20 protein-coding genes and 1 tRNA gene are annotated in these 25,989 nt (G+C 43.6%); 2 read left to right on the forward strand and 19 right to left on the reverse strand.

The window, feature by feature from the left end; genetic code table 11:
• Positions 1 to 2: 2 nt before the first annotated feature.
• From NQ536_RS11425 to tig, 13 genes are all read right to left on the reverse strand, one after another.
• Positions 3 to 1,187 carry an ABC transporter permease gene (locus NQ536_RS11425; RefSeq protein ID WP_004853375.1) on the reverse strand — a complete coding sequence of 395 codons (1,185 nt, stop codon included), beginning with the start codon at positions 1,185 to 1,187 and terminating at the stop codon, positions 3 to 5.
• The gene (locus NQ536_RS11430) at positions 1,177 to 1,890 is read right to left on the reverse strand and encodes an ABC transporter ATP-binding protein (RefSeq protein WP_004853372.1); all 714 of its coding nucleotides are present in this window, start codon (positions 1,888 to 1,890) and stop codon (positions 1,177 to 1,179) included. Before NQ536_RS11430 ends, NQ536_RS11425 begins: the two co-directional genes overlap by 11 nt.
• Positions 1,891 to 1,894: 4 nt before the next feature.
• Complete coding sequence (locus tag NQ536_RS11435) at positions 1,895 to 2,752, reverse strand: RND family efflux transporter (RefSeq protein WP_004853369.1); 858 nt, start codon at positions 2,750 to 2,752, stop codon at positions 1,895 to 1,897.
• 134 nt (positions 2,753 to 2,886) lie between these two features.
• Positions 2,887 to 3,972, reverse strand: coding sequence for a sensor histidine kinase (locus tag NQ536_RS11440; RefSeq protein WP_004853368.1), 1,086 nt, complete (start codon positions 3,970 to 3,972; stop codon positions 2,887 to 2,889).
• The gene (gene vanR / locus NQ536_RS11445; RefSeq protein ID WP_004853366.1) at positions 3,959 to 4,660 is read right to left on the reverse strand and encodes a VanR-ABDEGLN family response regulator transcription factor; all 702 of its coding nucleotides are present in this window, start codon (positions 4,658 to 4,660) and stop codon (positions 3,959 to 3,961) included. Before vanR ends, NQ536_RS11440 begins: the two co-directional genes overlap by 14 nt.
• Positions 4,661 to 4,665: 5 nt before the next feature.
• On the reverse strand, positions 4,666 to 4,878 hold the full coding sequence (locus tag NQ536_RS11450) for a helix-turn-helix domain-containing protein (RefSeq protein ID WP_008703822.1): 213 nt from the start codon (positions 4,876 to 4,878) through the stop codon (positions 4,666 to 4,668).
• A gap of 529 nt (positions 4,879 to 5,407) precedes the next feature.
• Complete coding sequence (gene lysS / locus NQ536_RS11455) at positions 5,408 to 7,465, reverse strand: lysine--tRNA ligase (protein ID WP_004853359.1); 2,058 nt, start codon at positions 7,463 to 7,465, stop codon at positions 5,408 to 5,410.
• Between the two features lie 6 nt (positions 7,466 to 7,471).
• Positions 7,472 to 7,957 carry a transcription elongation factor GreA gene (gene greA / locus NQ536_RS11460; protein WP_004853356.1) on the reverse strand — a complete coding sequence of 162 codons (486 nt, stop codon included), beginning with the start codon at positions 7,955 to 7,957 and terminating at the stop codon, positions 7,472 to 7,474.
• Between the two features lie 60 nt (positions 7,958 to 8,017).
• Positions 8,018 to 8,101, reverse strand: a tRNA-Leu gene (locus tag NQ536_RS11465).
• Between the two features lie 183 nt (positions 8,102 to 8,284).
• On the reverse strand, positions 8,285 to 10,474 hold the full coding sequence (locus NQ536_RS11470) for a fibronectin type III domain-containing protein (RefSeq protein ID WP_004853354.1): 2,190 nt from the start codon (positions 10,472 to 10,474) through the stop codon (positions 8,285 to 8,287).
• Between the two features lie 17 nt (positions 10,475 to 10,491).
• Entirely contained in the window at positions 10,492 to 12,705 is a 2,214-nt protein-coding gene (locus NQ536_RS11475; protein ID WP_044998359.1) for a fibronectin type III domain-containing protein, read from the reverse strand.
• 282 nt (positions 12,706 to 12,987) lie between these two features.
• Entirely contained in the window at positions 12,988 to 14,106 is a 1,119-nt protein-coding gene (locus NQ536_RS11480; RefSeq protein ID WP_004853350.1) for an FKBP-type peptidyl-prolyl cis-trans isomerase, read from the reverse strand.
• 46 nt (positions 14,107 to 14,152) lie between these two features.
• Positions 14,153 to 15,388: a trigger factor gene (tig, locus tag NQ536_RS11485; RefSeq protein WP_004853347.1), complete on the reverse strand. Its 1,236-nt coding sequence runs from the start codon at positions 15,386 to 15,388 to the stop codon at positions 14,153 to 14,155.
• Between the two features lie 541 nt (positions 15,389 to 15,929).
• Here tig and nrdD point away from each other — a divergent pair.
• Positions 15,930 to 18,056, forward strand: a complete 2,127-nt coding sequence (nrdD, locus tag NQ536_RS11490) for an anaerobic ribonucleoside-triphosphate reductase (RefSeq protein ID WP_044998358.1) — start codon at positions 15,930 to 15,932, stop codon at positions 18,054 to 18,056.
• 276 nt (positions 18,057 to 18,332) lie between these two features.
• The gene (gene nrdG, locus NQ536_RS11495; protein WP_004853344.1) at positions 18,333 to 18,869 is read left to right on the forward strand and encodes an anaerobic ribonucleoside-triphosphate reductase activating protein; all 537 of its coding nucleotides are present in this window, start codon (positions 18,333 to 18,335) and stop codon (positions 18,867 to 18,869) included.
• 94 nt (positions 18,870 to 18,963) lie between these two features.
• On the opposite strand, the gene dut is transcribed toward nrdG, so the two are convergent.
• The 6 genes from dut to spoVG form a co-directional block, all read right to left on the reverse strand.
• Positions 18,964 to 19,407 carry a dUTP diphosphatase gene (gene dut, locus NQ536_RS11500; RefSeq protein WP_004853342.1) on the reverse strand — a complete coding sequence of 148 codons (444 nt, stop codon included), beginning with the start codon at positions 19,405 to 19,407 and terminating at the stop codon, positions 18,964 to 18,966.
• 55 nt (positions 19,408 to 19,462) lie between these two features.
• Positions 19,463 to 20,488 carry a peptidyl-prolyl cis-trans isomerase gene (locus NQ536_RS11505; protein WP_022058119.1) on the reverse strand — a complete coding sequence of 342 codons (1,026 nt, stop codon included), beginning with the start codon at positions 20,486 to 20,488 and terminating at the stop codon, positions 19,463 to 19,465.
• Entirely contained in the window at positions 20,489 to 24,049 is a 3,561-nt protein-coding gene (mfd, locus tag NQ536_RS11510; RefSeq protein ID WP_004853336.1) for a transcription-repair coupling factor, read from the reverse strand.
• A gap of 36 nt (positions 24,050 to 24,085) precedes the next feature.
• Positions 24,086 to 24,646: an aminoacyl-tRNA hydrolase gene (gene pth, locus NQ536_RS11515; protein WP_004853335.1), complete on the reverse strand. Its 561-nt coding sequence runs from the start codon at positions 24,644 to 24,646 to the stop codon at positions 24,086 to 24,088.
• Between the two features lie 17 nt (positions 24,647 to 24,663).
• The gene (locus tag NQ536_RS11520) at positions 24,664 to 25,422 is read right to left on the reverse strand and encodes a sugar phosphate nucleotidyltransferase (protein ID WP_004853332.1); all 759 of its coding nucleotides are present in this window, start codon (positions 25,420 to 25,422) and stop codon (positions 24,664 to 24,666) included.
• A gap of 282 nt (positions 25,423 to 25,704) precedes the next feature.
• A complete protein-coding gene (spoVG, locus tag NQ536_RS11525; RefSeq protein WP_022058123.1) occupies positions 25,705 to 25,968 on the reverse strand; it encodes a septation regulator SpoVG in 264 nt (87 codons plus the stop codon).
• Positions 25,969 to 25,989 lie beyond the last annotated feature (21 nt).

The raw sequence follows: 25,989 nt of genomic DNA on the forward strand, positions 1-25,989 counted from the left end.
TATTATCTAAGAGCCAATGCAGGCTCTAATTTTGCTGCTTTCAATGCTGGTAATAATCCGCCCAATAATGCTGTAAGCACAGACACAGCAACTGCAACAACAGCAACGCTGATTGGATAACTCGGTGTTCCCACCGGGGAATCCACAGGGAGCAACGCTCCAATACAATGCACCAAAATCAGCGAAATCAAAATAGCTGCAAAGCAAACGAATATTGATAAAATCAACTGTGAGCCTAAAACCAGTGCCACAATATTTGTTCGTGAAGCACCTATCGCTCTGCGGATCAGCAACTCATGTGTGCGCTGTTCCAATGAAGATAGTCCGATATTGATCTGCCCTAATACGGAAACAAACAGCAACAAAAGCGAAGTAACCAAAAGCCCTAATTGCAGTATGGACAATACCGAATCATAGGTATCTCCAATATCACTCCGCCCAGCACTTTCCCAGTAACCGCCAATGGTATCAGTCAAAATGTCGCCAAGGGCAGAATGTATCTGTTCGATTGTCAGTCCTGTTGTGGGATGCCAATACACATTTGCATTTTGTACTTGCCACATTGCTGGTGCGAAATTGAGGATCGCCGCAGAATCCGCATAGATAGTCGGAAAATCCCTGCCATCGTTTACTACTCCGACAATATTGAATGGGGTTAACGAAAGTGTGCTTTTTACATTTCCTGCAGCATAGGGCGAATCATTAAAATAGTTTTTAGCTTCTTTGTTTATGACCACTTCAAGCGATCCGCCCTCACTCAAAGGCTCTAACCATCTACCGGATGTCATTGGAAGATTATAGACTTGACTATATGCCTCCGTGGTGCAAACTACATCAAAAGCCATCAGGTTTTGGTAAACATCATTCGGCGGTATTGGCGTTAAATCTTTCATTGGTGCAAATCGAATATCCTCTCCCATAGAAAAAGTAACAGCGGCTACATCATCAATGGCTTCAAATCTCTGGAATAATTGTTCCATTTTATTTCTATCGTGAAAATCGGATTCCGTTATCACGAATGAGTAAGTAGGTGACCAGCCATATACCTGTGCGTTTACGGAAATCAAATACTCCCGTCCAAGCGTACCAACTAATACCGATCCAATCATTGCGATAATGCCTACAAGCATTGAAACACTTGTCAGAATACTTCTAAGTGGAGACAGACGAAGGTCTTTAAGTATCATTTTTAGCACAAGTTATCCTCCCTCCATCCATTTCAAAAATCGTATCACAGGTATCTGCAATATCAGGATCGTGCGTAACCAACAGCAGCATAATTCCATTTTCTTTTACGACGCTGTGCAACAGTTCCATAATCTGCGTTCCCGTCTTTTTATCCAACGCTCCCGTAGGCTCATCACATAAAATGGCTTCCGGAGATACTGCAAGTGCCCTTGCGATTGCAACTCTTTGTTGTTCACCGCCGGACAAATTGATTGGGTAATCATTTTCCTTGCTTTCTAAGCCGACACTTTTTAGCAAGCCTGTAATTATCTCGTGACGCTGTTTGGCGGTAAACGACTTTTTGGCATAGAGTAGGGGTAATTCGATATTTTCCCATACCCGCAAGTGCTTAATCAGAGAGTAATTCTGAAATACAAATCCGATATTATTGGCTCGCAGTATAGACAGATCACGGTCTTTCAAAGCAGAAATAGATATACCATCATAAAGGTACTCGCCCTCATATTCCCGATTTAACAAGCCAATAATAGATATAAGGCTTGTTTTGCCTGAGCCGGACTTTCCGACAATGGCATAACTGCGCCCTCGTTGCAATTCCATATTAGCGTTGGTTACTGTTGTCAGCATATCGCCATTATTCAATTTGACGCTTGCTTTCAAATCCTTTATTTTGATTAAAGTCTTTTCGGAAATTCCTTTCATTTTATCAATTCCCCCTCGGATCAAGGTTTGGCGGAGTAGCAGAAACCACATCGCCCTCCTCTAAGCCGGACAGTATTTCTATATTGGCTCCGTCTGTCACACCCAATGTCACTTTTGTTTCCACTCTTTCTCCATTCGGAGTAATTACAGTAACCAATCCCGTACCTTGTCTACCCGCTATTACCGACAGCGGCAATATAAGGACATCATTTCTCGTTGTCGCCGTTATGACTACCGTTGCACTTTGCCCCGATTTCACATCGACTGTTTGACTGATCAAGCATTGCAGAATGCCCTCTTGCGGCACGATTCCCGTAAACGCATTTTCATCTGCGGCAGGCGACACCACGGCAATCATATCGGTTGGTCCTACACCATCATATACTTGAAATTTTGCTTTCAACTCTGCATACTCCGGTAAGGTACTCAAAAAATTATCTGCCTCTACATTGAGGGCAAATCCTGTATAATGCACTATCGCTACGGGATAATTACTCGGTACGCTTTCATTGGATGGGGCAATAGAGGTAACTGTACCATCCACCGGAGATTTCAATTCTTTGCCGTTCAAAGTTCCAATAATTTGCCCGGCAGTGATTTTTTCTTCTAATTCTACCGCTGTATTAAATATGCCATTTTCGGGTGAGGAAATAATAAACGGTACTGCCGGAACAATAGTCGTTTGCGTTGAAACGGTTGGAGTAATTGTCCCTCGTACAACTGATACCGTTTTTTCTGCGGATGTTGCGCTATCTATAAGATTGTTTTCGTCTGTCTGCCCAATTGCAGAGCAGGCAGATAGCGTAAATACAAGAAACAAAATAGAACATAGCAGCATTTGTTTTCTTAGCAACTTCATCATTCCTCCTTATGCTGTATCACAAAAAATACGAGCCTCTATCTTGATACTTTTATTGTACCAAAACAGAAGCCCGTATTTTCTTGATTGCTCGTAAGATATTCCTCTTTTTTTCTATGCAAATTCTTACAATTTTCCTACGCCAACGGCAAAGTAATTGAAAACTTGTTTTGATCCTCTTGGCTCTCTGCAACGATTGTACCATTGTGTAGTTCAACAATCTGCTTTACAATCGCCAAACCTAATCCAGCTCCTCCACTGCTTGTACTTCTCGCTGCGTCAAGCCGATAAAACTGCTCGAAAATCCTGTTTAACTTTTCTTCCGGCAGAGTATCGCCGTGGTTACAAAAAATAATGCTGACCGTATCTTCCTGACATTGTGCGCTGATCGTGATATCCGTATTTTCAAAACTGTAGATAACCGCATTTCTCAAAAGGTTATCAAAAACACGCTGAATTTTGTCTGCGTCACATCGAAGCATTATATCATCATCAACACAAAGATTACATTGCAAATTCTTTGTGTTGAGCATAGGCTTAAATTCATATACAAGTTGCTCCAGCAGGCGAGTTAAATTGATTTTCGTGTATTGTAATGTAATATCGTATATATTGAATCGTGTTATCTCGAAAAACTCGTTAATCAGATCCTCTAACCGTTCTGCCTTACCAAGAGTGATTGAAAGGTACTTTTCTCGAAGTTCCTTTGAGATTTGCGACTCATCACGCAGTAAAGTAAGATACCCGATTACAGAAGAAAGCGGTGTTTTCAAATCGTGTGCAAGATACATAATCAGGTCATTTTTTCGCTGCTCATTTTCTTTTGCAAGCCTTGCATTACTTTCAGCCTCCTGTTTTAACTGATTGATGTTAGCGGCGATTTCACTCAACTCCGGGGACATTTCAATGTAACTGACATTCTGATCGAACATTTTTCCTGTCGCAGCCTGTACCTCGTACACGTAGGCGACTACTTTTTTCAAAAGTAGGTATGTCAAGTATATAATACAGCCACCCCACACGATTACAGCCACTATATAAAGATATTCTGTTCTGTAATACAAGTAATAATACAAAACATACTTGCGGAGAATTTCTTCTGCCATAATTCCTAAAAGAAAAGTACCGCCTAAAATAAGCACAGAGCAAATCGCACATTGAATTACATACCCTTTGAACAAGGTAGAGAGCAGATAGTTTTTTTCTTTTTTATTCAATTTCATACCCTACCCCCCAAACAGTTTTAATGAACTTCGGATTTTTTGAAGGTTCATTCAATTTTTCCCGAAGCCGCCCAATGTGCGCCATTACCGTATTGTTACTGTTGCGAAGATACTTTTCTTTCCACACGGCTTCAAATAATTCCTCCGAGGCGACAACTTTACCCTGATGTTCGCACAGATACCACAGAATAGAAAACTCCAACGGAGTCAAGGCTATTTCTTTGCCATACAAGTAGCACTTGTGGCTGACTCTGTTTATCAGTAGACCTCTGATGTCATACTCGTCTTTTTCTTCGGATTGGCTCAAATTAGGACTGTTATAGCTCTGATAACGCCTTAATTGCGTCTTTACTCTTGCCACAACCTCTAAAGGATTAAACGGTTTCGTTATATAATCATCCGCACCAATCGTAAGCCCCATAATCTTGTCGCTATCCTCAATTTTGGCGGTAAGCATAATAATAGGGAAGTAAAACTTTTCCCGAATTTTTTGGCAAAGTCGAAAACCATCAATATCCGGCAGCATAATATCAAGTATCGCTAAATCAATCTGCGACTGTTTGATACATTTCATCGCCTCTAACCCATTATAACATTTATATACTGAATAACCATCGTTACTCAAATACACTTCAAGCAGATCAACGATTTCTTTTTCGTCATCCACAATTAAAATCTTCTTGTTCATTGATCCTACACCTCATTTTCGGGTACGGCTTCCATTATGTCGCCAAAATCACACTCTAAATATTCGCATATATTCAACAGCACGGGAAGGGTAACATTTTCATTTTTTCCGAGTTTCGCAAATGTACTTTTGCTTGCCCCGACCGCTTCTCGTAATTGACTCTTTTTCATTCCCTTGTCAATCAGTAGTTTCCAAAGTTTGTTGTACCGTACTTTCATTTCCGCACCTCCACCCAAATATAGTTTGTATTATAGTACTTTGAGAATGAAATTGCAATTATTAAGTCTGTATTTTGATACTTTTAGTTTTCAAACCGGCGCAATATCTTTCTGATATGTAATCCAGCCATTTGAACATATTTACACAAGATATATGTTGCTCCGGCACGAGTAAGGGGGTTGCCCTGCCGATTTACAAAAAATGCTCTGTCTAACCTTTCTGGCGCTGACAGACTAATTGTATGTTGGACTGCCCGTTGCTTCAAGCAACGCATATTAACATTCAAGGCTTTTGTCTCGATTTTGAGCTGAAATATGTGTATTGTTTAACTCGAATACAGAAAAGGACGATGTCCGATAATTTCAGACACCGCCCTTATAAATTCTGTTGTATCGCCTGTAATTATGCGATTTTTTAGGCTCTGCACCGTTTCAAGCACCATTTGGTGTAAATTTGGTGTATTTGTGTATTTTCAGAGCTTTTTCACAAATGAAGTACATCCCGTTTTGTAAGATAAAACGGTACTTCTTAATAGAGCTTTGCACCTGCCGGAATGTGGTCATCTACCATCAGAAGGTTTAGTCCTTCGTGACCGTCTTCCTCGTGTACTGCTGAAATCAGCATACCCTCGGAATCAATTCCCATCATCTTTCTCGGTGGCAGGTTCACGATAGCGATTGCTGTCTTACCAACCAGTTCTTCCGGCTCGTAATAGTCGTGAATACCGCTTAAAATCACACGGTCTTTGCGTTCTCCGTCATCTAATGTAAACTTCAGAAGCTTCTTTGACTTCGGTACTGCTTCACAAGCTAAAATTTTAACTGCACGGAAATCAGATTTTGCAAATGTATCGAAATCTACCATTTTTTCAAAGATTGGCTCAATCTTCACATTAGAGAAATCAATCTTTTCAGACTCAGTTTTTACATTTTTTTCAGGTGCTTCAGAAGCTGTATTATTTACATCATTTTTCTTATTTACACCATCTAATGACTTCATTGTCGGGAACAGGAGAACATCCCTGATCGCCTGTGAATCTGTAAGGAGCATAACCAGTCTATCTATACCATAACCGATACCGCCTGTAGGTGGCATACCGATCTCAAGTGCATTGAGGAAATCCTCATCTGTGTGCTCAGCCTCGTCGTCTCCGGCTGCTGCGTTCGCATCCTGAGCGGCAAATCTCTCACGCTGATCGATCGGATCGTTCAGCTCTGAGTAAGCGTTACACATCTCCCATGTGTTGATAAAGAGCTCGAAACGCTCAACCTTTGTAGGATCTGAAGGCTTCTTCTTTGTAAGTGGTGAGATCTCTATTGGATGATCCATGATAAATGTAGGCTGGATCAGGTTCTCTTCACAGAACTCCTCAAAGAACAGGTTCACGATATCGCCCTTCTTGTGACGCTCCTCGTACTCTACATGATGCTCGTCAGCGATCTTCTTCGCCTCAGCATCATCAGCAACCTGATCAAAATCAACACCTGTATATTTCTTGATAGCATCGACCATAGTCAGACGCTCAAATGGCTTGCCAAAGTCGATCTCTATTCCATTATATGAAATCTTGGTGCTTCCACATACCTTTTCTGCGAGGTAACGGAACATTGACTCTGTCAGCTCCATCATACCATAGTAATCTGTGTACGCCTGATATAACTCCATAAGGGTGAACTCAGGGTTGTGACGTGTGTCAACGCCCTCATTACGGAACACTCTTCCAATCTCATATACTCTCTCAAGACCACCGACGATAAGTCTCTTGAGATAAAGCTCCAATGATATACGAAGCTTTACATCCTCATCGAGTGCATTGTAATGTGTCTCAAATGGTCTCGCTGCAGCACCACCTGCATTGGATACAAGCATAGGAGTCTCGACTTCCATGAAATCACGTCCAGCCAGGAAATTACGGATCTCCTTTAATATCTGTGATCTCTTGATGAATACCTCCTTGCTGTCCTGATTCATGATCAGATCCACATATCTCTGACGATATCTCATATCTGTATCTGTCAGTCCATGGAACTTCTCCGGGAGCATCTGAAGTGACTTGGACAGAAGTGTTATCTCTTCAGCATGTATGGATATCTCGCCCATCTTTGTTCTGAAAGCATATCCTTTTACACCATATATGTCACCTATATCTGACTTCTTAAAGTCAGCATATGACTCCTCGCCGATCTGATCTCTGGCAACATATACCTGAATATTGCCCTTGAGATCCTGAATATTACAGAAAGAAGCCTTACCCATGACACGCTTGAACATCATACGTCCCGCAATGCTCACATTGATAGGTGAAGCGTCCATGATTGCTCTTCTCTCATTGTAATCGTTGTTGATAACTTCTCTCTTCTCTGCCTCGTCAAGACCTTCTACTGAAGGCTCCTGTCTTCCCGCAAGGAGCTCAGCCTCGAGTGCTGTGTACATGTCCTTTACTTCTATACTGTGCTGCTGCACATCGTACTTAGTTATAACAAATGGATCCTTGCCTGCTGCCTGAAGATCTGCCAGTTTCTCGCGGCGAACCATCTTCAGCTTATTAAGATCCTGCTCATTTCCCTTGTTATTCTGCTCTGCCATCTTCTCCTACAGCTCCTGTCTCTTAATATCAAGTACTCTGTACTTAAATTCTCCGTCCGGTGCCTCAACCAGAACTTCCTCACCGACCTTTGCACCCTTGAGTGCCATTCCAACCGGTGACTCATCTGAGATCTTGTTGTTCATGATATCTGCCTGTGATGAACCAACGATATCATACTCAATTTCCTCATCATACTCATAATCATACACTATTACCTTACAACCGATACCGACAACTCCTGTATCGACCTCATCCTCATCTACGACCTCAATATTCTTAAGCATTGCCTCGAGCTGTTCGATCCTCGCCTCGATGTCTCTCTGCTCATCCTTTGCTGCATCGTACTCTGCATTCTCTGACAGATCTCCCTGCTCTCTTGCCTCCTTGATCTTGGCTGCAATCTCTCTACGTTTGTTAACCTTCAGATCCTGAAGCTCTTCCTCAATTTTTTTGAGACCTGAATAGGTAACTACATTCTTTTTCTCTGCCATCGCCGCACATACCTCCTAAAATATTCTTATGATTATATCCTATACTATGGTATAAAAAAATGCGGAAGATGGGACTTGAACCCACACGGTATTGCTACCACAGGCACCTGAAGCCTGCGCGTCTGCCAATTCCGCCACTTCCGCATGTTCACAACGAACGTTAATATAATAAACTGTCAGCTATGATATGTCAACCACTTTTTTCAAAATAAAGGCTGTACCTTTTTACAAAAATACAGACCACACGACATAATATCGTATGATCTGTACTTATTTTCTGCTGATTTCCGTCTTTTATATCCTGTACGGAATCTTTATGCTTATATACTACTTAGAGCTCTTAGCACCTGCTACTGCTGAATAAGCTGACTGAGCTTTTACTCCGGCACCGCTCACTGCAGCAGCTGCAACCTTATAGTAATATGTGCCGCCCTTTGCCGCCTTCTTGTCAACATAGCTTGTTGTTGCCACACTGGCGATCTTGGTGTACTTACCATTCTTGCTTGTAGAACGGTATACCCAGTAACGCTGAGCACCTGCCACGGCATACCACTTTACTTTGACCTGTCCCGCTGCTGTGTTCTTTGCGCTGCCCATCTTTGGTGCTGCAAGCTTGTGCTGGTATTTAGCGAAGTACTTTGCATTACCCTCATATATATAATGGCTATTACCCCAAGCTCCTTCAAAAGATGACTGTGCCACTACATAGTATTCATAATCTGTCTTTACCGAATAATCCTTGTCCTCATACTTTGTAGCAGTTACATTACCCCTACACTGGGTTTCTCCGCTCTGCTTGTTTGTTCTGTATACAGAATATCCTGATGCACCCGGCACAGCCTTCCAGGAAATGACAGCCGATGAATTGGTCTTTCTGGATACCTTGACTCCCGATGCAAACGGCATACAGTTTACATTGATCTCAATTGGGGTGTCGCTGACAACTGAGCCCTTGTATGGTCTCACCCTCACATATGTGTATTTCATTCCCTTGGTACTTGTTCCAGGGTTCTTAAATCTGTATGTGTTCTTTGTGCCAGAAGAGATCTTTGCGACATTCTCTTCCTTGCCTGTATATCTGTTATACGCTGTGATCACATATCCTGATGCCCAGTAGTTCTTATCCCATGCCAGATTCGTATATATCGCAAGTGTCTTCTTGTCCTTGCTGATGGCTGTACTTATATATGTAGCTCTGAGACTATATATATTATCATCGTAGCCCATAATGACTCTTCCGGTATCATTCTGGTTCTCACATACGACCTTGCCATTTGATACATTCTGTGCCTTGAGCATAAATCTGTAAAGATGACCATTCTTCAGTCCCTTGACCGTATACGAATTGCCCTTTGTGACTCCCAGCTTGCTGTACTGATTACCGCTGATATCGGTCTGCATATACCATATCTCATATACATTAGCGCCTCTGACCTTATCCCATGTCAGCTTCACCGAAGTAGATGAGGTGATCTGCGCGATAGGAACCGGAGTGCCCATAGTCACCTTCACACCGACGGCCGCTGTGGTATTTCCAGATACCAGCTTGCCAGTCCTTGTCTCATAGTACTTTGGGATCACCTTATAATAGTAGATCTTTCCCGCCTTGACTGTGGTGTCTGTAAACTCATCACCGGTTATCGTCTTGATCTTCTTGTAGCCGCCATTTTTACTTGCCGATCTATAGATGTCAAACTGATTATAAATTCCTCTGTCTTCGATGTTTAACTTAACACCTTTGTGGTCCAACTCGGCATTTACATATATATTTTTCCAATTGTCTGCACTGACTTTAATGACAGGGGATGTTGCAATCACCTTTGTGGTCTTTATATAATCGTCCTTTTCAGCGACTACCTTTATCTGATAGTAGTACGTCTTTCCATATGCTGCATTGTAGTCATAATTGTAACAGTTCGTTCCGCCATACACCGTGTTGCTGGATATCTTCTTGAACCCGGTCTTTGGATTTGTCGATCTGTATACATAATAGTCGTATTTAGCCGAAACTCTTGATAAAAATTCTGTATTTACGTATAGTGATGCATATTTAGAGTAGCCGGTCTCGTCTATCTCACTGTTCCACCAGCCGCGTGTCGTACTTTTATCAAAAACAGGAGTTTCAAACTTTCTGTTGAAAGTCTTTGTGACTGTTGAGCCATCACTTCCCTCGGCTTCAAGCTTAAATGTGTATGTCACACCGGCCTTTCCGTAGAAATCTGTGTTTATATCCCAGTATCCATATGACGTCTTTCGTGACTCGAATTCAACTCCATTTACATATAATTTGGCACTCGTTCCTGAGCCCCAGGCACTTATCCCAACATGGTTATCTGTCACTGTAGCAGAATTTCCTGCTTCTATTCCGTCTATTGAAGCAGAAAATGTATCCTCTGCAACAACAGCCTGTCCCTGATCCAGGCTCTTGGTAGCCGCCATAGCCGGCGCAGCCTCTCCAAACATCAGTACAGAGGCAAGCGCTACGCATAATGCTTTGCTGATTATCTTTTTCTTCATACTCTACCCCTTTCCCTTTATTTGCTTATCTTGACGCCCTTTGCCTTGGATGCCGCTGACTTTACTGTCTGTCCGCAGTCATTTATTGTGTAGGCAACTACCTTGTAGTAGTACGTCTTTCCCTTTTTAAGCTTCTTATCTGCATATACACACACATTCTTGGACGTCGAAGCAACCTGTACATACTTTCCGTTTGCCTTATCTGAACGATATACCTTGTACACCTTTGTGTTAGCAGTCTTTGCCCATTTTACTGACGCGGTTCCCTTTACAGGGTTTGTGACCGCTTTGATCTGAGGCGTTGAGAGTTTGTGGAAATATATACCATACCCTGCACTCCATCCACTGTTGAACGCCGTCTTTGATGTTGACGCATACACGCTGTATGTATATCCCAGTCCATTTGTCACATGTGTATCTACATATGAGGTTCCCTTTACCGTTGCCAAAGTCTGTGTGACACCCAGAGCCGTGGTCCTGACCACTGTATATTCCGTTGCGCCCTTTACCGCTGTCCATGCAACTGTGACTGCTGTACCGGATTTTCTTGAGACCTTCACCTTCGCAGGACTTGGAAGCGTGTTAAGCTCATATCCATCATATTCTGATACACCGATGGTCTTTCCCTTGTATGGCAGTACCTCTATATCGGTGTACTTAAGCTCCTTTCCAACTACTCCCGTGTTCTTAAATGTATAGGATGTAGTCTTTCCGGATGTGATTGTCTTGACCGTCTCTTTCTTGTTTGTATAGTTGTTGTAAGCTGTTATCTTGTAGCCCGATGCATTCCAGTCTCTGTACCATGTCATCTGGTAATAAACTGCAACTGTCTTGGAATCTGCATTTGACTTTACAGGAGTCCTATTCAGATCCTGTACCGAGCTTGTGTATCCCATAATACGTCTGCTGCTTGCACTCATAGCATACTTTACTACGCTTCCAGCCTTCTTTACTGTGCGTATCTTCACATCATACTCGCCATTTGCTGCAAGGCCCTTGATGACGCATGAATTTTTCTTTGTGACAGCCTTCTTTACAAATGCGTCACCTACCACATCTGATCTTCTGCACCATACCTCATATGACACATCTGCGCTGTTTTCTGCATACCATTCACACTTCATTGAATTTGTGCCAACCTGTGTGAGTGTTGGTGCCGAACCGTCCATAAGATACTTTGCTGCAACGGCTTTTGTCGTGTTACCAGTAATCGTCTTACCGGTTGTCGAATCATAGTACATTGGAATTATCTTGTAATAATATACAGTTCCCTTTTTCACTTTTGCGTCAGTGTAATAATTTGCATATGCCGTAGCTATTTTCTTAAAGCCCTTCGTCGCACTGGTAGAACGGTATATATCATATCTGTTTGCCAAGTCCGACCATATACTCAGATTAACAGTTCCGTTTGCACCCTTATCTCTTCCTGATACATATGCATCAAAGCTGCACTCAGGCTTTCCATAACGAACTCCCGCAGCTCCAGACACCGCCAGAACCTTATCTGACGTAACATACTCACTTGTTCCTCTGAGTATCCTTACCTTATAGTAATATGCTGCTCCCGCCTTTGCCGTGGTGTCAACATACTCCAGGCGCCAGCTCTCTGAGGAAGTTCCCTTGTAGATGCACTTGAAACCGCCATTTGACTTTGTTGATCTGTAAACCTCATACTTATAATTGTGGCCATTCTGATTGTGGATATTCGCTGACACACGAATTCCGTCCGGCTGCTTTATACCGGTCTCACTCACCTTTCCACTTATGCTTTCGGCTGTTATTGCCGATGTACCACTCCTAAAACCAACTGACGCAGCAACCAATTTCTCCTGGGACTTAACCACCGTGCCCTCAGAATTGGCAATCCTGACCTCCACTGTGTAGGTTGCTCCCGGAACGGCATCTATCTCCTTGCTCACGCTCAGATAATATGAATCATAATCATATGACTCTTCCGCCGCTTTCTTGCCGTTGATATAAAGTACCGCCTTACAGCCAGCTCCCCCTGCACTTATCCTTATGTCTGATCCGTACTCCTCGTCAACATTCAAATAGTCTACACGCGGGGCACTCACCGCCACATCTGCTGTGCTCTCGTCAGCCACTACACTGACCGCTTCCTTGCTGTCTGCCGAGCTGCTCTCCGCCGCTGACACTATTCCCACATCACCGAATACCATCGCGGAGGCAAGAGCAATGCACAGACACTTGCTTGCAATGCCTTTTCTCATAAATTCCCCTTTCTCTTTCCCGGTCAGGTGCATCCCATGCCCTGATCCTGTCCACTTAGCCAGTCTTACAGCCTTCAGACAGGTGTTGCCATACAGGAACACCACTTCCCTGTTTTAAATAATATTAATTCTTTTTCATTTTATATACATATTTTGTTTTAGTCAACATGATTAAACTACAAAGACAAAATTATTCAAAATGCACAATCCCTTATATGCAAAAAGGCAGTGGAAATATCGTCTACTTCCACCGCCTTACATGCGATATGTTACATCAGCTATTTATTCTTCTGTTGTACTCTCATCTGTCGCAGATTCACTGTCCGCATCAGTTGCTGTCGCAGTCGTCTCCACCGCTCTCTTCATAAGGAAATCAAGGACGTTCTCCTCCGTCGCATAGAAGTTTAGGTCGTCCTCTGAATAGTACTTGTCAACGTCCTCATCGCTCTCCAGATCGTTCTCTTCAACAACCTTGGCCCTGTATGCTTTCACGTCCGCATCGTCAGCTATCAGGTTATTGTCAAGAGCTATACATGATACTACGATCTTCTCCTTCATGACGCTCTCAACTATTGTATGAAGCTTCTCAAGGAACGCTGCCTCATCGCTGCATCCGTAGAAATATGCCATATAAGTGCTGAAATCTATTCCATAATTCTCTGCATTCTGCTTTGCATTGTCTACAGTTGTCTGGATATATGTCTTTATCTCATCCTCTGGATACTTGTCAAATGTGACCTTCTCCTCTACCGCCTTGAGGACTGAGGTTCTATCCTCATCATCAGCTGACTTGTCCTTATCTGTCTGAAGGTCCTTCCTGAGGTGCTCTGTGTATGCATCCGTTGTGGTGTACTCTCCACCTGAAGCCTTCTTTACAAGTGCATCTGTGTACTCCGGCACTGTTGTGACCGAGATATAGTTTACGGTAACCTTGTAAGTCGCAGTCAGTCCTGCCACTGTGGTATCTGAATAATCGTCTGGATATGTAACAGTGATCTCCTTCACGTCACCAGCCTTGCTGCCTATGAGCTGATCATCACTGCCGTCACCCAATGTATTGTTGCCAATAGTAAGAGAATAACCTGTCTTGCTGTCTTTCTCCGTTCCGGATATCGTCTCAACATAGTCAACGTTAACTTTATCGCCATCTTTTATGGCGCTGGTCTTATCTTCGCTTGTCTCAGAGTTATCGTTGCAGAAACTATCTATAGAACTCTGAACATCGTCATCTGTAACCTCTCTGGAAGCCGGGACATACTCTATATCAGTATATGCTGCCTTGTCCACCACTGCGCATTTTGAATACTTGTTAAACTGGCTTTTGTTGCTGCTGCATCCGGTCATAAGTCCCGCACACATCGCCGCCATGATTCCGGCTGCTATTATCTTCTTAGCTCTCATAATATTTTTCGCTTACCCCTTCGTTATCTTTTATATATCCAGCACTTTACTCTGCTGCTTCTGTATCTGCTTCTGTATCTGCTTCTGTATCTGTATCTTCTGCTGTTGTAGCTTCTGTTGCAGCTGCTGTTGTCGCATCCACAGCCTTCGCATCCTTGTAAAGCACATCGTTCATGACCTTGTAAGCAAGAGCATTGTACTTGATGTCAATAGCTGACACATTGCTTCTAACGCTCTCCTCATCAACATTGTTCTTGGCTGCATAATCAGCAATATATTCATCAGTCTCCTGATCTGTAACTGTCAGTCCCTCAGCCTTCGCTATGGCACACATTACCATCTTCTCCTTCAGAGACTCCTCGCAGATATTGTATATAACCTGAGCAAATGCATCCTCGTCATCATATCCATAATAGTACTTGATATATGTTGCATAATCCATACCGTAGTTCTCAGCCTGACTCTTGATGGATGTCACAAGCTGCTGTGCACTTGCCTGTACCTCTTCTGCAGAGAGATTCGAGATCTTACAGTTGTTGATGACCTTGGTCATGATATCGCTCTGTGCACTTGCAAGGGCTGAATCCTCCTTGCTTTTATTCAGCTCCTCACGTACAGATTCCTCGTACTCCTTTGTCGTCTTGTAATCTGTGTTGTCTGAAACAAGCTTATCGTTGTATGTGGCAGGCTTATCAATCTTGATATAGTTGAGAGTAGTCTTGAACTCCGCCTCCTTGCCCGCAAGGCTTGTCTCACCATAATTTTCTGGGAATGTAGCCGTTACAGTGAATGTCTCTCCCGGCTTATGGCCTATGATCTGATCCTCAAAATTATCTATGAATGCACCGGAACCAAGTACAAGATCATAGCCACTTCCGTTGGTATTACCACCGTTGAACTCCTCTCCGTCAACTGAACCTACATAATCTATATTGACAGTGTCTCCCTTCTTTGCTGCATTTGTTGTATCCTTGTCAAATGTTCCAAGTCCATCAACAAACTCATCTATCTTCTGCTGAACCTCGTCGTCTGTAACCTCAACGTCCGTCTTGGTATACTCAATACCCTTGTAATCGCCAAGCTCAACATTCTCTGCATATTTCTCTACATACTCATCTATGCTCTCTTCATTCGCCGCTACATCCTCTGCCACGTCAGAAGCTGTAGCCTCTTTCTGAGTATCACCCTTCTTATCATCGCTCTTATCTCCGCATCCGGTCATAAATGACATGGACAATGCCAGTGCAAGAACGACCACACACCCTTTTTTAAACTTTCTCATAAATATTACCTCTTTTATTTTTTATTTGTAGAAAACCCATTTGTTAATGATAATCTTCAACGAATTAACTTATATCATATTTCTTTGTAAAAATAAAGCAATTTGACTTAATTCATACAATTCTCACAAATAGCTGTATATATGATTACTGCCTGATACCGCTTTCTATTTTGGATACGTTTTTGTGACGCAATCAGCATCTTCCACATTAATCAAACGCAAAACTACAATATGTTGTGCCCACATATTTTTTTATTTTCTATATTTTGTATTTTTTACAAATAACATATGGACAAACATTTTTACGGGTGATATAATCAACGATATTGACACACGCTGTAAAAATTCTTATACACAGATCATCTGTGCAGAACATTTTACAAAGCTAGGGAAACTTGCGACGGAGCACTTAATTGTCGCTAATTTTTTTGCGGCTTTTTCAAGCCAAACACGACATATTGTGTTTCTTTTTGCTTTATCCCACTATATTTAGTGTCATATAGTTATGCATAGAATTCACAACACACAGGGAGAATGGGAAATGTTAGTAATCAAAAGAGACGGCCGTGCAGTCAATTACGACCGCAGCAAGATAATCTTAGCCATCCAAAAGGCCAATTCCGAAGTTGAACCTTGCGAAAAGATTTCTGATGAGAAGATCGAGGATATTGTCGGAAGCATCGAGGCCAAGAATAGAAAAAGAATGCTGGTCGAGGATATACAGGATATCATCGAACAGGGAATAATGGCGGACGGAAAGTTTGTCCTCGCCAAAACTTACATTATATATAGATACAGCAGAGAACTTATCAGAAAGGCGAACACCACTGATGATTCCATACTGAGTCTTATTCAGAACAGAAATAAGGACGTTATGGAGGAGAACTCCAACAAGAACGCCACAGTAGCATCGACACAGCGTGACCTCATAGCTGGCGAGGTTTCAAAGGATCTTACCAAGAGAATGCTCCTCCCTGAGAAGATATCAAAGGCTCATGAGGAAGGTGCCATCCATTTTCATGATGCTGACTACTTTCTTCAGCCTATCTTCAACTGCTGTCTTATCAACATTGGAGATATGCTTGACAACGGGACTGTCATGAACGGCAAACTCATCGAGAGTCCTAAGAGCTTCCAGGTTGCATGTACCATTGTCACACAGATCATCGCATCTGTTGCGTCAAGTCAGTACGGTGGTCAGTCTGTTGACGTCCGTCACCTGGGCAAGTACCTCAGAAAGAGTTATAACAAATACAAGAAGAGATATACTGAAGAATTCGGGGATAAAATAGATCCTGAGACACTTGAGAAGCTCATCACCGAGCGACTCAAGGACGAGCTGAAATCAGGCGTACAGACTATCCAGTACCAGATCAATACCCTGATGACGACCAATGGCCAGTCTCCATTCGTCACCCTGTTCCTCAATCTGAGGGAAGATGACGAATACATCAAGGAAAATGCCATGATCATTGAAGAGATCCTGAGACAGAGACTTGAGGGAATCAAGAACGAGGCCGGTGTATATGTAACCCCAGCTTTTCCTAAACTCATATATGTCCTCGACGAGCACAACTGCCTCAAAGGCGGCGAGTATGATTACATAACCGAACTTGCCATAAAGTGCTCAGCCAAGAGAATGTACCCTGATTACATATCAGCCAAGAAGATGCGTGAGAACTATGAAGGCAACGTATTCTCATGTATGGGATGCCGTTCATTCCTCTCACCTTGGAAGGACGAGAACGGTGAGTACAAATGGGAAGGACGTTTCAACCAGGGTGTTGTCAGCCTGAACCTTCCACAGATAGCAATACTTGCAAAGGGTGACGACGACAAGTTTTGGAGTCTGCTGGACGAGAGACTTCAGCTTTGCTACGATGCACTTATGTGCCGTCATAGAGCGCTCGAGGGTGTCACATCGGATGTCAGTCCGGTCCACTGGCAGTACGGTGCCATAGCAAGGCTCAAAAAGGGCGAGGTCATAGACCCTCTCCTCCACAATGGATATTCGACTATTTCTCTGGGATACATCGGAGTATACGAGACAACGAAGCTCATGCGTGGCGTAAGCCACACCGATCCGGTCGGGGAGGAATTTGCACTCAAGCTTATGCATAAGCTCCGCGCAGCCTGCGACAAGTGGAAGTCCGACACAGGTCTTGGATTTGGTCTCTACGGCACGCCTGCAGAGAGTCTTTGTTACAGATTTGCAAGAATAGACAAGGAACGCTTTGGAACCATCAAGGATGTCACCGACAAGGGTTATTATACGAACTCATATCACGTTGATGTCCGTGAGAAGATAGATGCTTTCAGCAAGTTCAGGTTCGAGAGTCAGTTCCAGACCATATCATCGGGTGGCGCTATCTCCTATGTCGAGATACCTAACATGAGAAACAATCTGGATGCTCTGGCAGAGGTCGTCAGATACATCTATGACAATATACAGTACGCCGAGTTCAACACCAAGTCAGATTACTGCCATGTGTGCGGATATGACGGTGAGATCATCATCAACGATGACGGTGAGTGGGAATGCCCTCAGTGTGGCAACAAGGATCACAACAAGATGAACGTCACTAGAAGAACCTGCGGATACCTCGGAGAGAATTTCTGGAACGTTGGCAAAACCAAGGAGATCAAGGCAAGAGTTCTCCACTTGTAAAAGATAAGTTGGATCAAAGGAAAATAAGCAAAAAGCTGTTAAAACCTCTTGATATATCAGTCATACTGGTATATTATTAGAGCATGCAAGTAGTTCTGATATCATATATCAGTTATTTATGATCAAAGTTTTTGAACAGTTTTTATTCGTATTTAACTAAGTGCATTAATAATTTCAACTGTATGGTCTGCATGTCGTAGAGGGCAACGCAGGCCATACTTTTGTGTTAAGGTTTTTTCACAAATGTTTATTTCATAAATTTGAAAGGATTTTATTATGAATTACGCAGACATTAAACAATTCGATGTGGCAAACGGCACTGGCGTGCGCGTATCAATATTTGTGTCCGGCTGCACGCATCACTGCAAGGGTTGTTTCAATCCCGATACATGGGACTTTGGATACGGCAAACCGTTCACTGATGTGGAAATCGAACATATAATAGACAGCTGCAAGGAGGACTATATCGCAGGCCTGTCACTTCTAGGCGGAGAGCCAATGGAATATGTGAACCAGCAGGGACTGCTGCCACTTGCGCGCAGATTCAAGGAAACATACCCGGACAAGACTATATGGTGTTACACCGGCTACACATTTGATACAGATCTTCTGAACAGAATGTGCAATGAATGGGAATACACCCGGGAACTTCTCTCTTATATCGACGTTCTTGTGGATGGAGAATTTATGGAGGACCAGAAGGATCTCTCCCTCAGATTCAAGGGATCACGCAATCAGCGCATCATCGATGTTCCTGCATCCCTCGCCGCCGGAGAGACTGTACTTTGGAATGAAAAGGGTCGATACTTCTGATATAAGTATTATAGTAAAAAGCTGTGAGCCTCTCTTCTGCTTTATAGCAGAGCTGAATTGAGACTCACAGCTTTTTTATTTGCTTCTTAGTCTTTTACTTGCTTCCTGTCGATCCAAAACCTCCCTCACCACGAACTGTCTCTGAGAGCTCATCCACCTGATGAAATGCCCCTACTATATATGGAGCGATCACAAGCTGGGCAATCCTCTCTCCCGGCTCCACGGGCTGTGCCTGTGTACCATGATTGTGAAGAGCCACCATGATCTCTCCTCTGTAGTCCGCATCAATGACGCCAACCTTGTTTGCAGGTGCCAGTCCTTTTTTGGATGCCAGACCACTTCTCGCATATACCAGTCCTGCATAACCTGCTGGAATCTCCATAGCTATGCCTGTGTGTATCAGCACTGTCTGTCCCGGTTCTATATCCACCGCCGAGTCAAGGCACGCATACAGATCTGCTCCGGCAGCATATTCTGAACCGTATGTTGGTATGATCGCCTTGTCATCAAGTTTTTTTATATTTATATCGTATATCATAATTCACATATCTCCTCTTTTTCTGTAATATAAACTGCTAATCTGCATTTTCACATCATTTGAACGATATCTTGTTGTACACATCCATATCCACTCTCTTACTGTATGAATAGCTGCTGTCCAACTCATCTATCCAATCTGACATCAGATTGTCGTAATACTCTCCATCCGCAGCCTCCGTAAGTTTCTCCTTGTTTTCAGCAGTTGCGGTCTCATCTGTGAGGCTTATCATTTGGAATATATGATATCCATACTCAGTCTGTACGACCGGCGAGATATCCCCATCCGACAGGCTGTAGAGTATATCTAGTGTATCCTGACCGTATGTGCTGACTATCTCATCCCTGCTCATTGTGTGTGTTCCCGCATACTTCAGGGATTTTGCACTTCCAAGGAACGAAATGTTGAGATTTGAATTGTCTGACTCCTCAACGATAGCTGCATATGCCTCATCAGCTTTCTTTTTCTGAACATCTATCTTCGACTGAGGATACAGGGTTATATTTCCAAAGTCATCCTCCGAATAACATTCAAAGAACATATCATAAAATGTGCTCATCCGCGCCTGCTCATCAGATATCTCAGTTGAACTCTGTTTCATGACATAAGTGTATATCTTGTCAGCCAGAGCACTCTCCTCAAGAACCTGTTTCACTGTGTTTTCCTCAAGTCCAACCTCGGCTATCTGCTCATCCGTCAGCAGTTCGTAAAACTTTTCTGCATCCTGCTCCTGCATTCTCTGCTCACTGTCGGTAAGGCTTATTCCATACTCATCCGACTTAGTGATCAGTGTCTTGGTCTTGACTATTCTTGATATCGTCTCTCTTCTCGCAGAATCCTCGGCGTTCATTTCTAATCCGTCGTCCGTAACTATGCTCTGTCCCCACACATCCTTGCCATACTTTGACTCATATCTTTCCTTGACCGTCCTGGCGTACACATATACCTCATCAATATATATATCCTGTCCATTGTATCTGAATACAACTTCTTTTTCCGTGTCCGCGTTGCCATTTCCGCCACATCCCACAAGCATCATGCCGATCACGCAAGACATTATCATCCATATAAATCTTTTCAACTAATCGGTGCCTCCATTCTTCGTTTCATTATCTGAGGTTATGAGAAGCTGTGAGATATCCGCAACGACAAATTCTGCCTGTCTCAGTATATCCCTCTTCTCCTCCTTTGAAAGCTTTAACACAAATTCAGGCTTTGCGCCCATCTGAAACTTCATCCTGCCCATATAATTGTTCACCAGATCTTCTATTCCGTCAACATTTATATTTGCCTTATTGTACATGGAAAATCTTAGCAATCCATCCCTGTACCATATCCTGGTTATATAACACACATACGCTCTCGCCCTGAGAAGCGCCGCATCCAGAAGATTCATAGTCTCATCCGGTATGTCCCCGAATCTGTCTATAAGTTCATCTATTATATCGTTATACTCGTCCTCGTTCTTGATGAGTGATATCCTCTTACAGAGCTCAAGTTTTATGAAGTCATTCTTCACATATGTTTCTGGGATAAATGAATCTATCGGTATATCAATCTCAGTCTCATAATCATGAAATACTGTGTCTCCCCTGCGCTCTCTGACCGCATCATTGAGCATCTTGCAGTAAAGATCATATCCGACCACCTCATAATTGCCCGACTGACTCTCCCCGAGCACACTACCCGCACCTCTTATGTTGAGATCTGCCTTGGATATCTTCACGCCAGAACCAAGGTCTGTGTACTCCTTTATCGCCCTGAGCCTCTTCTCTGCAACCTCAGATATCACCTTGTTCCTTCTATAGAACATGAATGCAAATGCACTTCTATCAGAGCGGCCCACACGTCCTCTCAGCTGATAGAGCTGTGCAAGTCCGAAATTATTAGCATCATGGATGATGATCGTATTCGCATTCGGTATGTCAAGTCCCGTCTCTATTATCGTGGTGCAGACCAGAACGTCTATCTCCTTCTTGTTGAAGCGATACATTATATCCTCAAGGGTTCGTCCATCCATCTGTCCATGAGCAAATTCTACATTTGCATTTGGTACCAGCTTCTGAACCTCCGCAGTAAACTGCTCTATATCATTTACCCTGTTATATACATAATACACCTGCCCCTGTCTCGCCAGCTCTCTGGCGATAGCCTCCCTGGCAAGCTCTTTGTCGTACTCCATAACATATGTCTGTATAGGTCTTCTGTCAACCGGAGCCTCCTCAAGCAGGCTCATATCCCTTATTCCAACCAGGCTCATGTGAAGAGTTCTCGGGATAGGTGTGGCTGTGAGTGTGAGGACATCCACGTTAGTCTTCATCTCTTTTATCTTTTCTTTGTGATTGACACCAAATCTCTGCTCCTCATCTATGATCAAGAGTCCAAGATTTTTAAACTCAACATCCTTGGACAGAAGTCTGTGGGTTCCTATCACTATGTCGACTTTCCCCTCCTTGAGTTCTCTGAGTGTATTCTTTATCTCCTTCTGCGTACAGAATCTACATAGAAGTCTTATAACCACCGGATAATCCTTCATTCTCTCGGTAAATGTCTCGTAGTGCTGTTCTGCCAGAATCGTCGTTGGCACCAGATACGCAACCTGTCTGCTGTCCCCGACCGCCTTGAACGCAGCCCTTATTGCAACCTCCGTCTTGCCAAATCCAACATCTCCACAGACAAGCCGGTCCATTATACGGCTGCTCTCCATATCCGCCTTGACATCGGCTATGGCGCGTAGCTGATCGTCAGTTTCCTTATATGGGAAGGTCTCCTCAAATTCCTTCTGCCACTCAGAATCCGGAGAATACGCATGCCCCTCCTTCGACTGTCTCTCGGCATACAGCTTGACGAGGTGTTCTGCCACCTCATCAACGTGTCCCTTGACTCTGTTTCTGACCTTCTGCCATTCATTTCCGCCAAGGCGGTTTATCTTAGGAGGTCTGCCCTCCTTGCTCCTGTACTTCTGTATCCGGTCGGTTTCCGATGCCAGGACATAGAGTTTGCCACCCTCGGCATACTCTATAACCAGATAATCCTTGAGTGCGCCGTCCACCTCTATCTTCTCTATACCCTTATAGACTCCTATTCCATACTTCTCGTGTACGACATAATCACCCACACTGACATCCGAAAATGACTTGATTATCTCTCCTGAATATGGGAGCTTCTTCTGTGTTCTCTTTCCTGACGATGATCTGCTTGAGAATACATCGCCCTCACTAACGACCACTAGATGCATAGCCGGTATCATGAATCCGGATCTGAGTCTTCCCGCCATCGCTGCAATCTCACGAGGGGTAAGTACTTTATCCGCATCGCTCAGATAATGACAGATGATATCCGCATCCATAAGATTATCCACCATTCTCTTTGCACCCACCGAAGAAGGCGACACAAAGAGCACACTGTTCTTGTTCTTCTTCCAGGATCTTATATCCGCTACAAGTGTGTCAAAACTGTTTCTGTAACTGTGCACTTCGTGGCATTCAATCTCAGTTTTATGTGCATAACTTATCCTGTCATCCCTGCCATCAAACGCGTCAAATCCTACGACATTGTACTTCTTGGCCTTATCTATCACATCATCATAGCTGTACATGACATTCATCTGTCCAGGAAGCACGTAGCCGCCCTCAAGTCTGTGCACCATGCTGCTTCTAAAGCCCGTCTCGTCCGTTGCAGCCCTGTCACTGACCTTTCTCGTCTCATCTATGAGCACGTAAGAATCATCCGGCAGACAGTCTATGAGTGAAACTGTGTCACTGTAAAAATAGTCGACATAACTGTCAACTCCGTACACAGCACTGAACTCCGTGAGCTGTTCCTTAAGCTCCGCCACCTCACGTTTTATCCTTGCATATGCCTCCGTGTGAAATGACTCCTTAAGCTTCTGTGCGTACGGCTTCAGTTCCGCCTCAATCTTCCTGATTCCACGGTTTATTCTATCCTGGGACAGCACTATCTCTCCTGCAGGGTAGATCACAATCGAATCAACCGTCTCTATGGATCTCTGGCTCTCAGCGTCAAATGTCTTGATGGTATCCACCTCGTCATCCCACATATCTATTCTGTATGGACACTCCTCAGTGAGTGGATAGATATCTATGATCCCGCCTCTCACTGCAAACTGACCTGGCTCCTCTACATTGTCCACCTTATCATATCCGAGCGCTGATAATTTCTGCCTGAGATCATCAACATCAAGCCTCTGTGCAGTACATATGTTGATGATATACTTATTCATATATGAAAGTGCAGGGATCTTGTCAAAAAGAGCATCCACAGTTGCAACTATCGTGCACGGTTCTCCTGAGACAAGCCTTCGCAGTACATCCATACGTTTTCTCGTTATGGCATTTCCATGGACATCAGCGCTGAAGAACAGGATATCCTTTGCCGGATACATGTACACATCCCTGCTGTAGAATCTGAGGTCACTGTACAACTGCTCTGCCCTCTTGTCGCTGTACGTCAGCACCAGTTTCACCGACGACTCATCAGACACTGCATTCATGAGAAACACCCTGTCTGTTCCCTCCATTGAGGAGCCGATAACGTCCACAAATCCATCGCCGGCAGCCAGCCAGTCCTTTATCTGTCTGTATATATTCAGTTGTTCGAATGGCTCCTGAAATACTCTCATAATCTATTCCCTATCCGCTTGACACATATACAAATCCTATCCATTATACCTGTTCATGGCCGCAACTGCGCCGTCAGACAATATGACCTCCAGCGCGTCGCACGCTTTACCGCAGCTCTCCCTCATAAATGGAAGATCTTCCCTGCTAAATCTTGAAAGTACATGATCCGCCAGATCCATATGCTCCGGCTTTTTTCCAACACCGACTCTGACTCTCACAAAGTCCTGGCTTCCACTGTGCAGGATGATATTTTTCATGCCGTTGTGGCCTCCGGCGCTGCCTTTCTCTCTTATGCGGATTTTCCCAACATCAAGATCTATGTCGTCATAAACTACTATCAGATCATCAACTGTAAGTTTGTAGAAATCCATGATAGCCCTGACACTCTCTCCGCTCAGATTCATAAACGTCTGAGGCATAGCAAGAATAACTTTCTCTCCATTTATAACGCCTTTGCCGATGAGTGCCTTGTGTTTGCAGGTGTCCACCTTGATATTGTGTCTCTCTGCAAGCTCATCTATTACAGAAAATCCAGCGTTGTGCCTTGTTCCGGCATATTTTGCCCCAGGATTTCCAAGTCCCACTATGAGTTTCATAATATATCCCCTTTTATCTATCTGTTCTTCATTATCTCTTCAGCTTCAACAAGCTGTTCGAGAGTATTCACTCCACGTATCTGGTCAGCATCATCCATTGGGACCGCATCAACCGGAAGTCCCATCGCCTTGATTATACCTATCGTATCAGGCAGATAATACTCGCCCTGAGCATTATCATTTTTCACCTGGGAGAGAGCACTCAGAAGTGCGTCACACTGGAATATGTACATTCCCGAATTGACCTCGCACACTGCCTGTTCCTCCTCAGTAGCATCCTTCTGCTCAACTATTCTGTCAAGTCCCTTATCATCCCTTATAATCCTTCCATATCCAAATGGATCGTCCAACATAGCTGATATGACAGTTACACCATTGCCGTCTGTCTTGTGTCTTCTGATGGCACTTTCCAATGTGTCGGCAGTAACTAGCGGTGTGTCTCCGCAGAGTACCACAACATCACCATCATTGCCTATAAAGTCTGACGCACATTTTACCGCATGTCCTGTACCAAGCTGTTCTTTCTGCAGTGCATAACTGACTCTGTTATTCATCTCATCCGCAAGTCCAAGGCTTTCATATGTGGCATGTATGCTGTGTTCAACTTCTTCCGCCTTATATCCTACTATCACGCATACCTTTTCGCAGCCTGCATTCTTTGCCGCCTCTATAGAATAATACACCATTGGCTTTCCGAGCACCTCATGCACCACCTTTGGCTTGTCTGACTTCATTCTAGTTCCCTTGCCCGCAGCAAGTATGATCGCTTTAAGCATATCTGCCTCCTATAAACATCTTATATTATTCATCCAGATATTATTTCATATTTATATTCACACACAAATACTTTCTGTCCGGATCCTTTTTCATCACTGCCCACAATTTTACTGTATCGCAGGCACTTTTTCAACCCAACCAGAGATATATTCAGCGTTACAGTCGTCACCTGTGCTGAAGCCAATCCAACTCCGCTGTCCATATACAGCAAAACCAGCCACCGCATTACTGCAATGGCTGGCCATTTCTGCTTATTCTGCTGTTGTGTATCACACCCAGATCTATTCTTCTTCCTGAGTCTCGCGATACTTTGCAAGTATCATATTCTGCAGACGCTCTCTGGTGGCTGTATTGATAGGATGTGCTATATCCCTGTACTCACCATCTGAAGCTTTTCTGCTAGGCATAGCAATAAACATTCCCTTTTCACCCTCTATGATCTTGATGTCATGGACAACAAACTCATCATCTATGGTGATCGAGACAACCGCCTTCATCTTGCCTTCCTTCTCAACACTTCTGATTCGGATATCTGTTACCTGCACTTTGTTTACCCCCTTAACCCT

Origin of the sequence: Coprococcus eutactus, assembly GCF_025149915.1 — a bacterium.
GTDB classification, from domain to species: domain Bacteria; phylum Bacillota; class Clostridia; order Lachnospirales; family Lachnospiraceae; genus Coprococcus; species Coprococcus eutactus.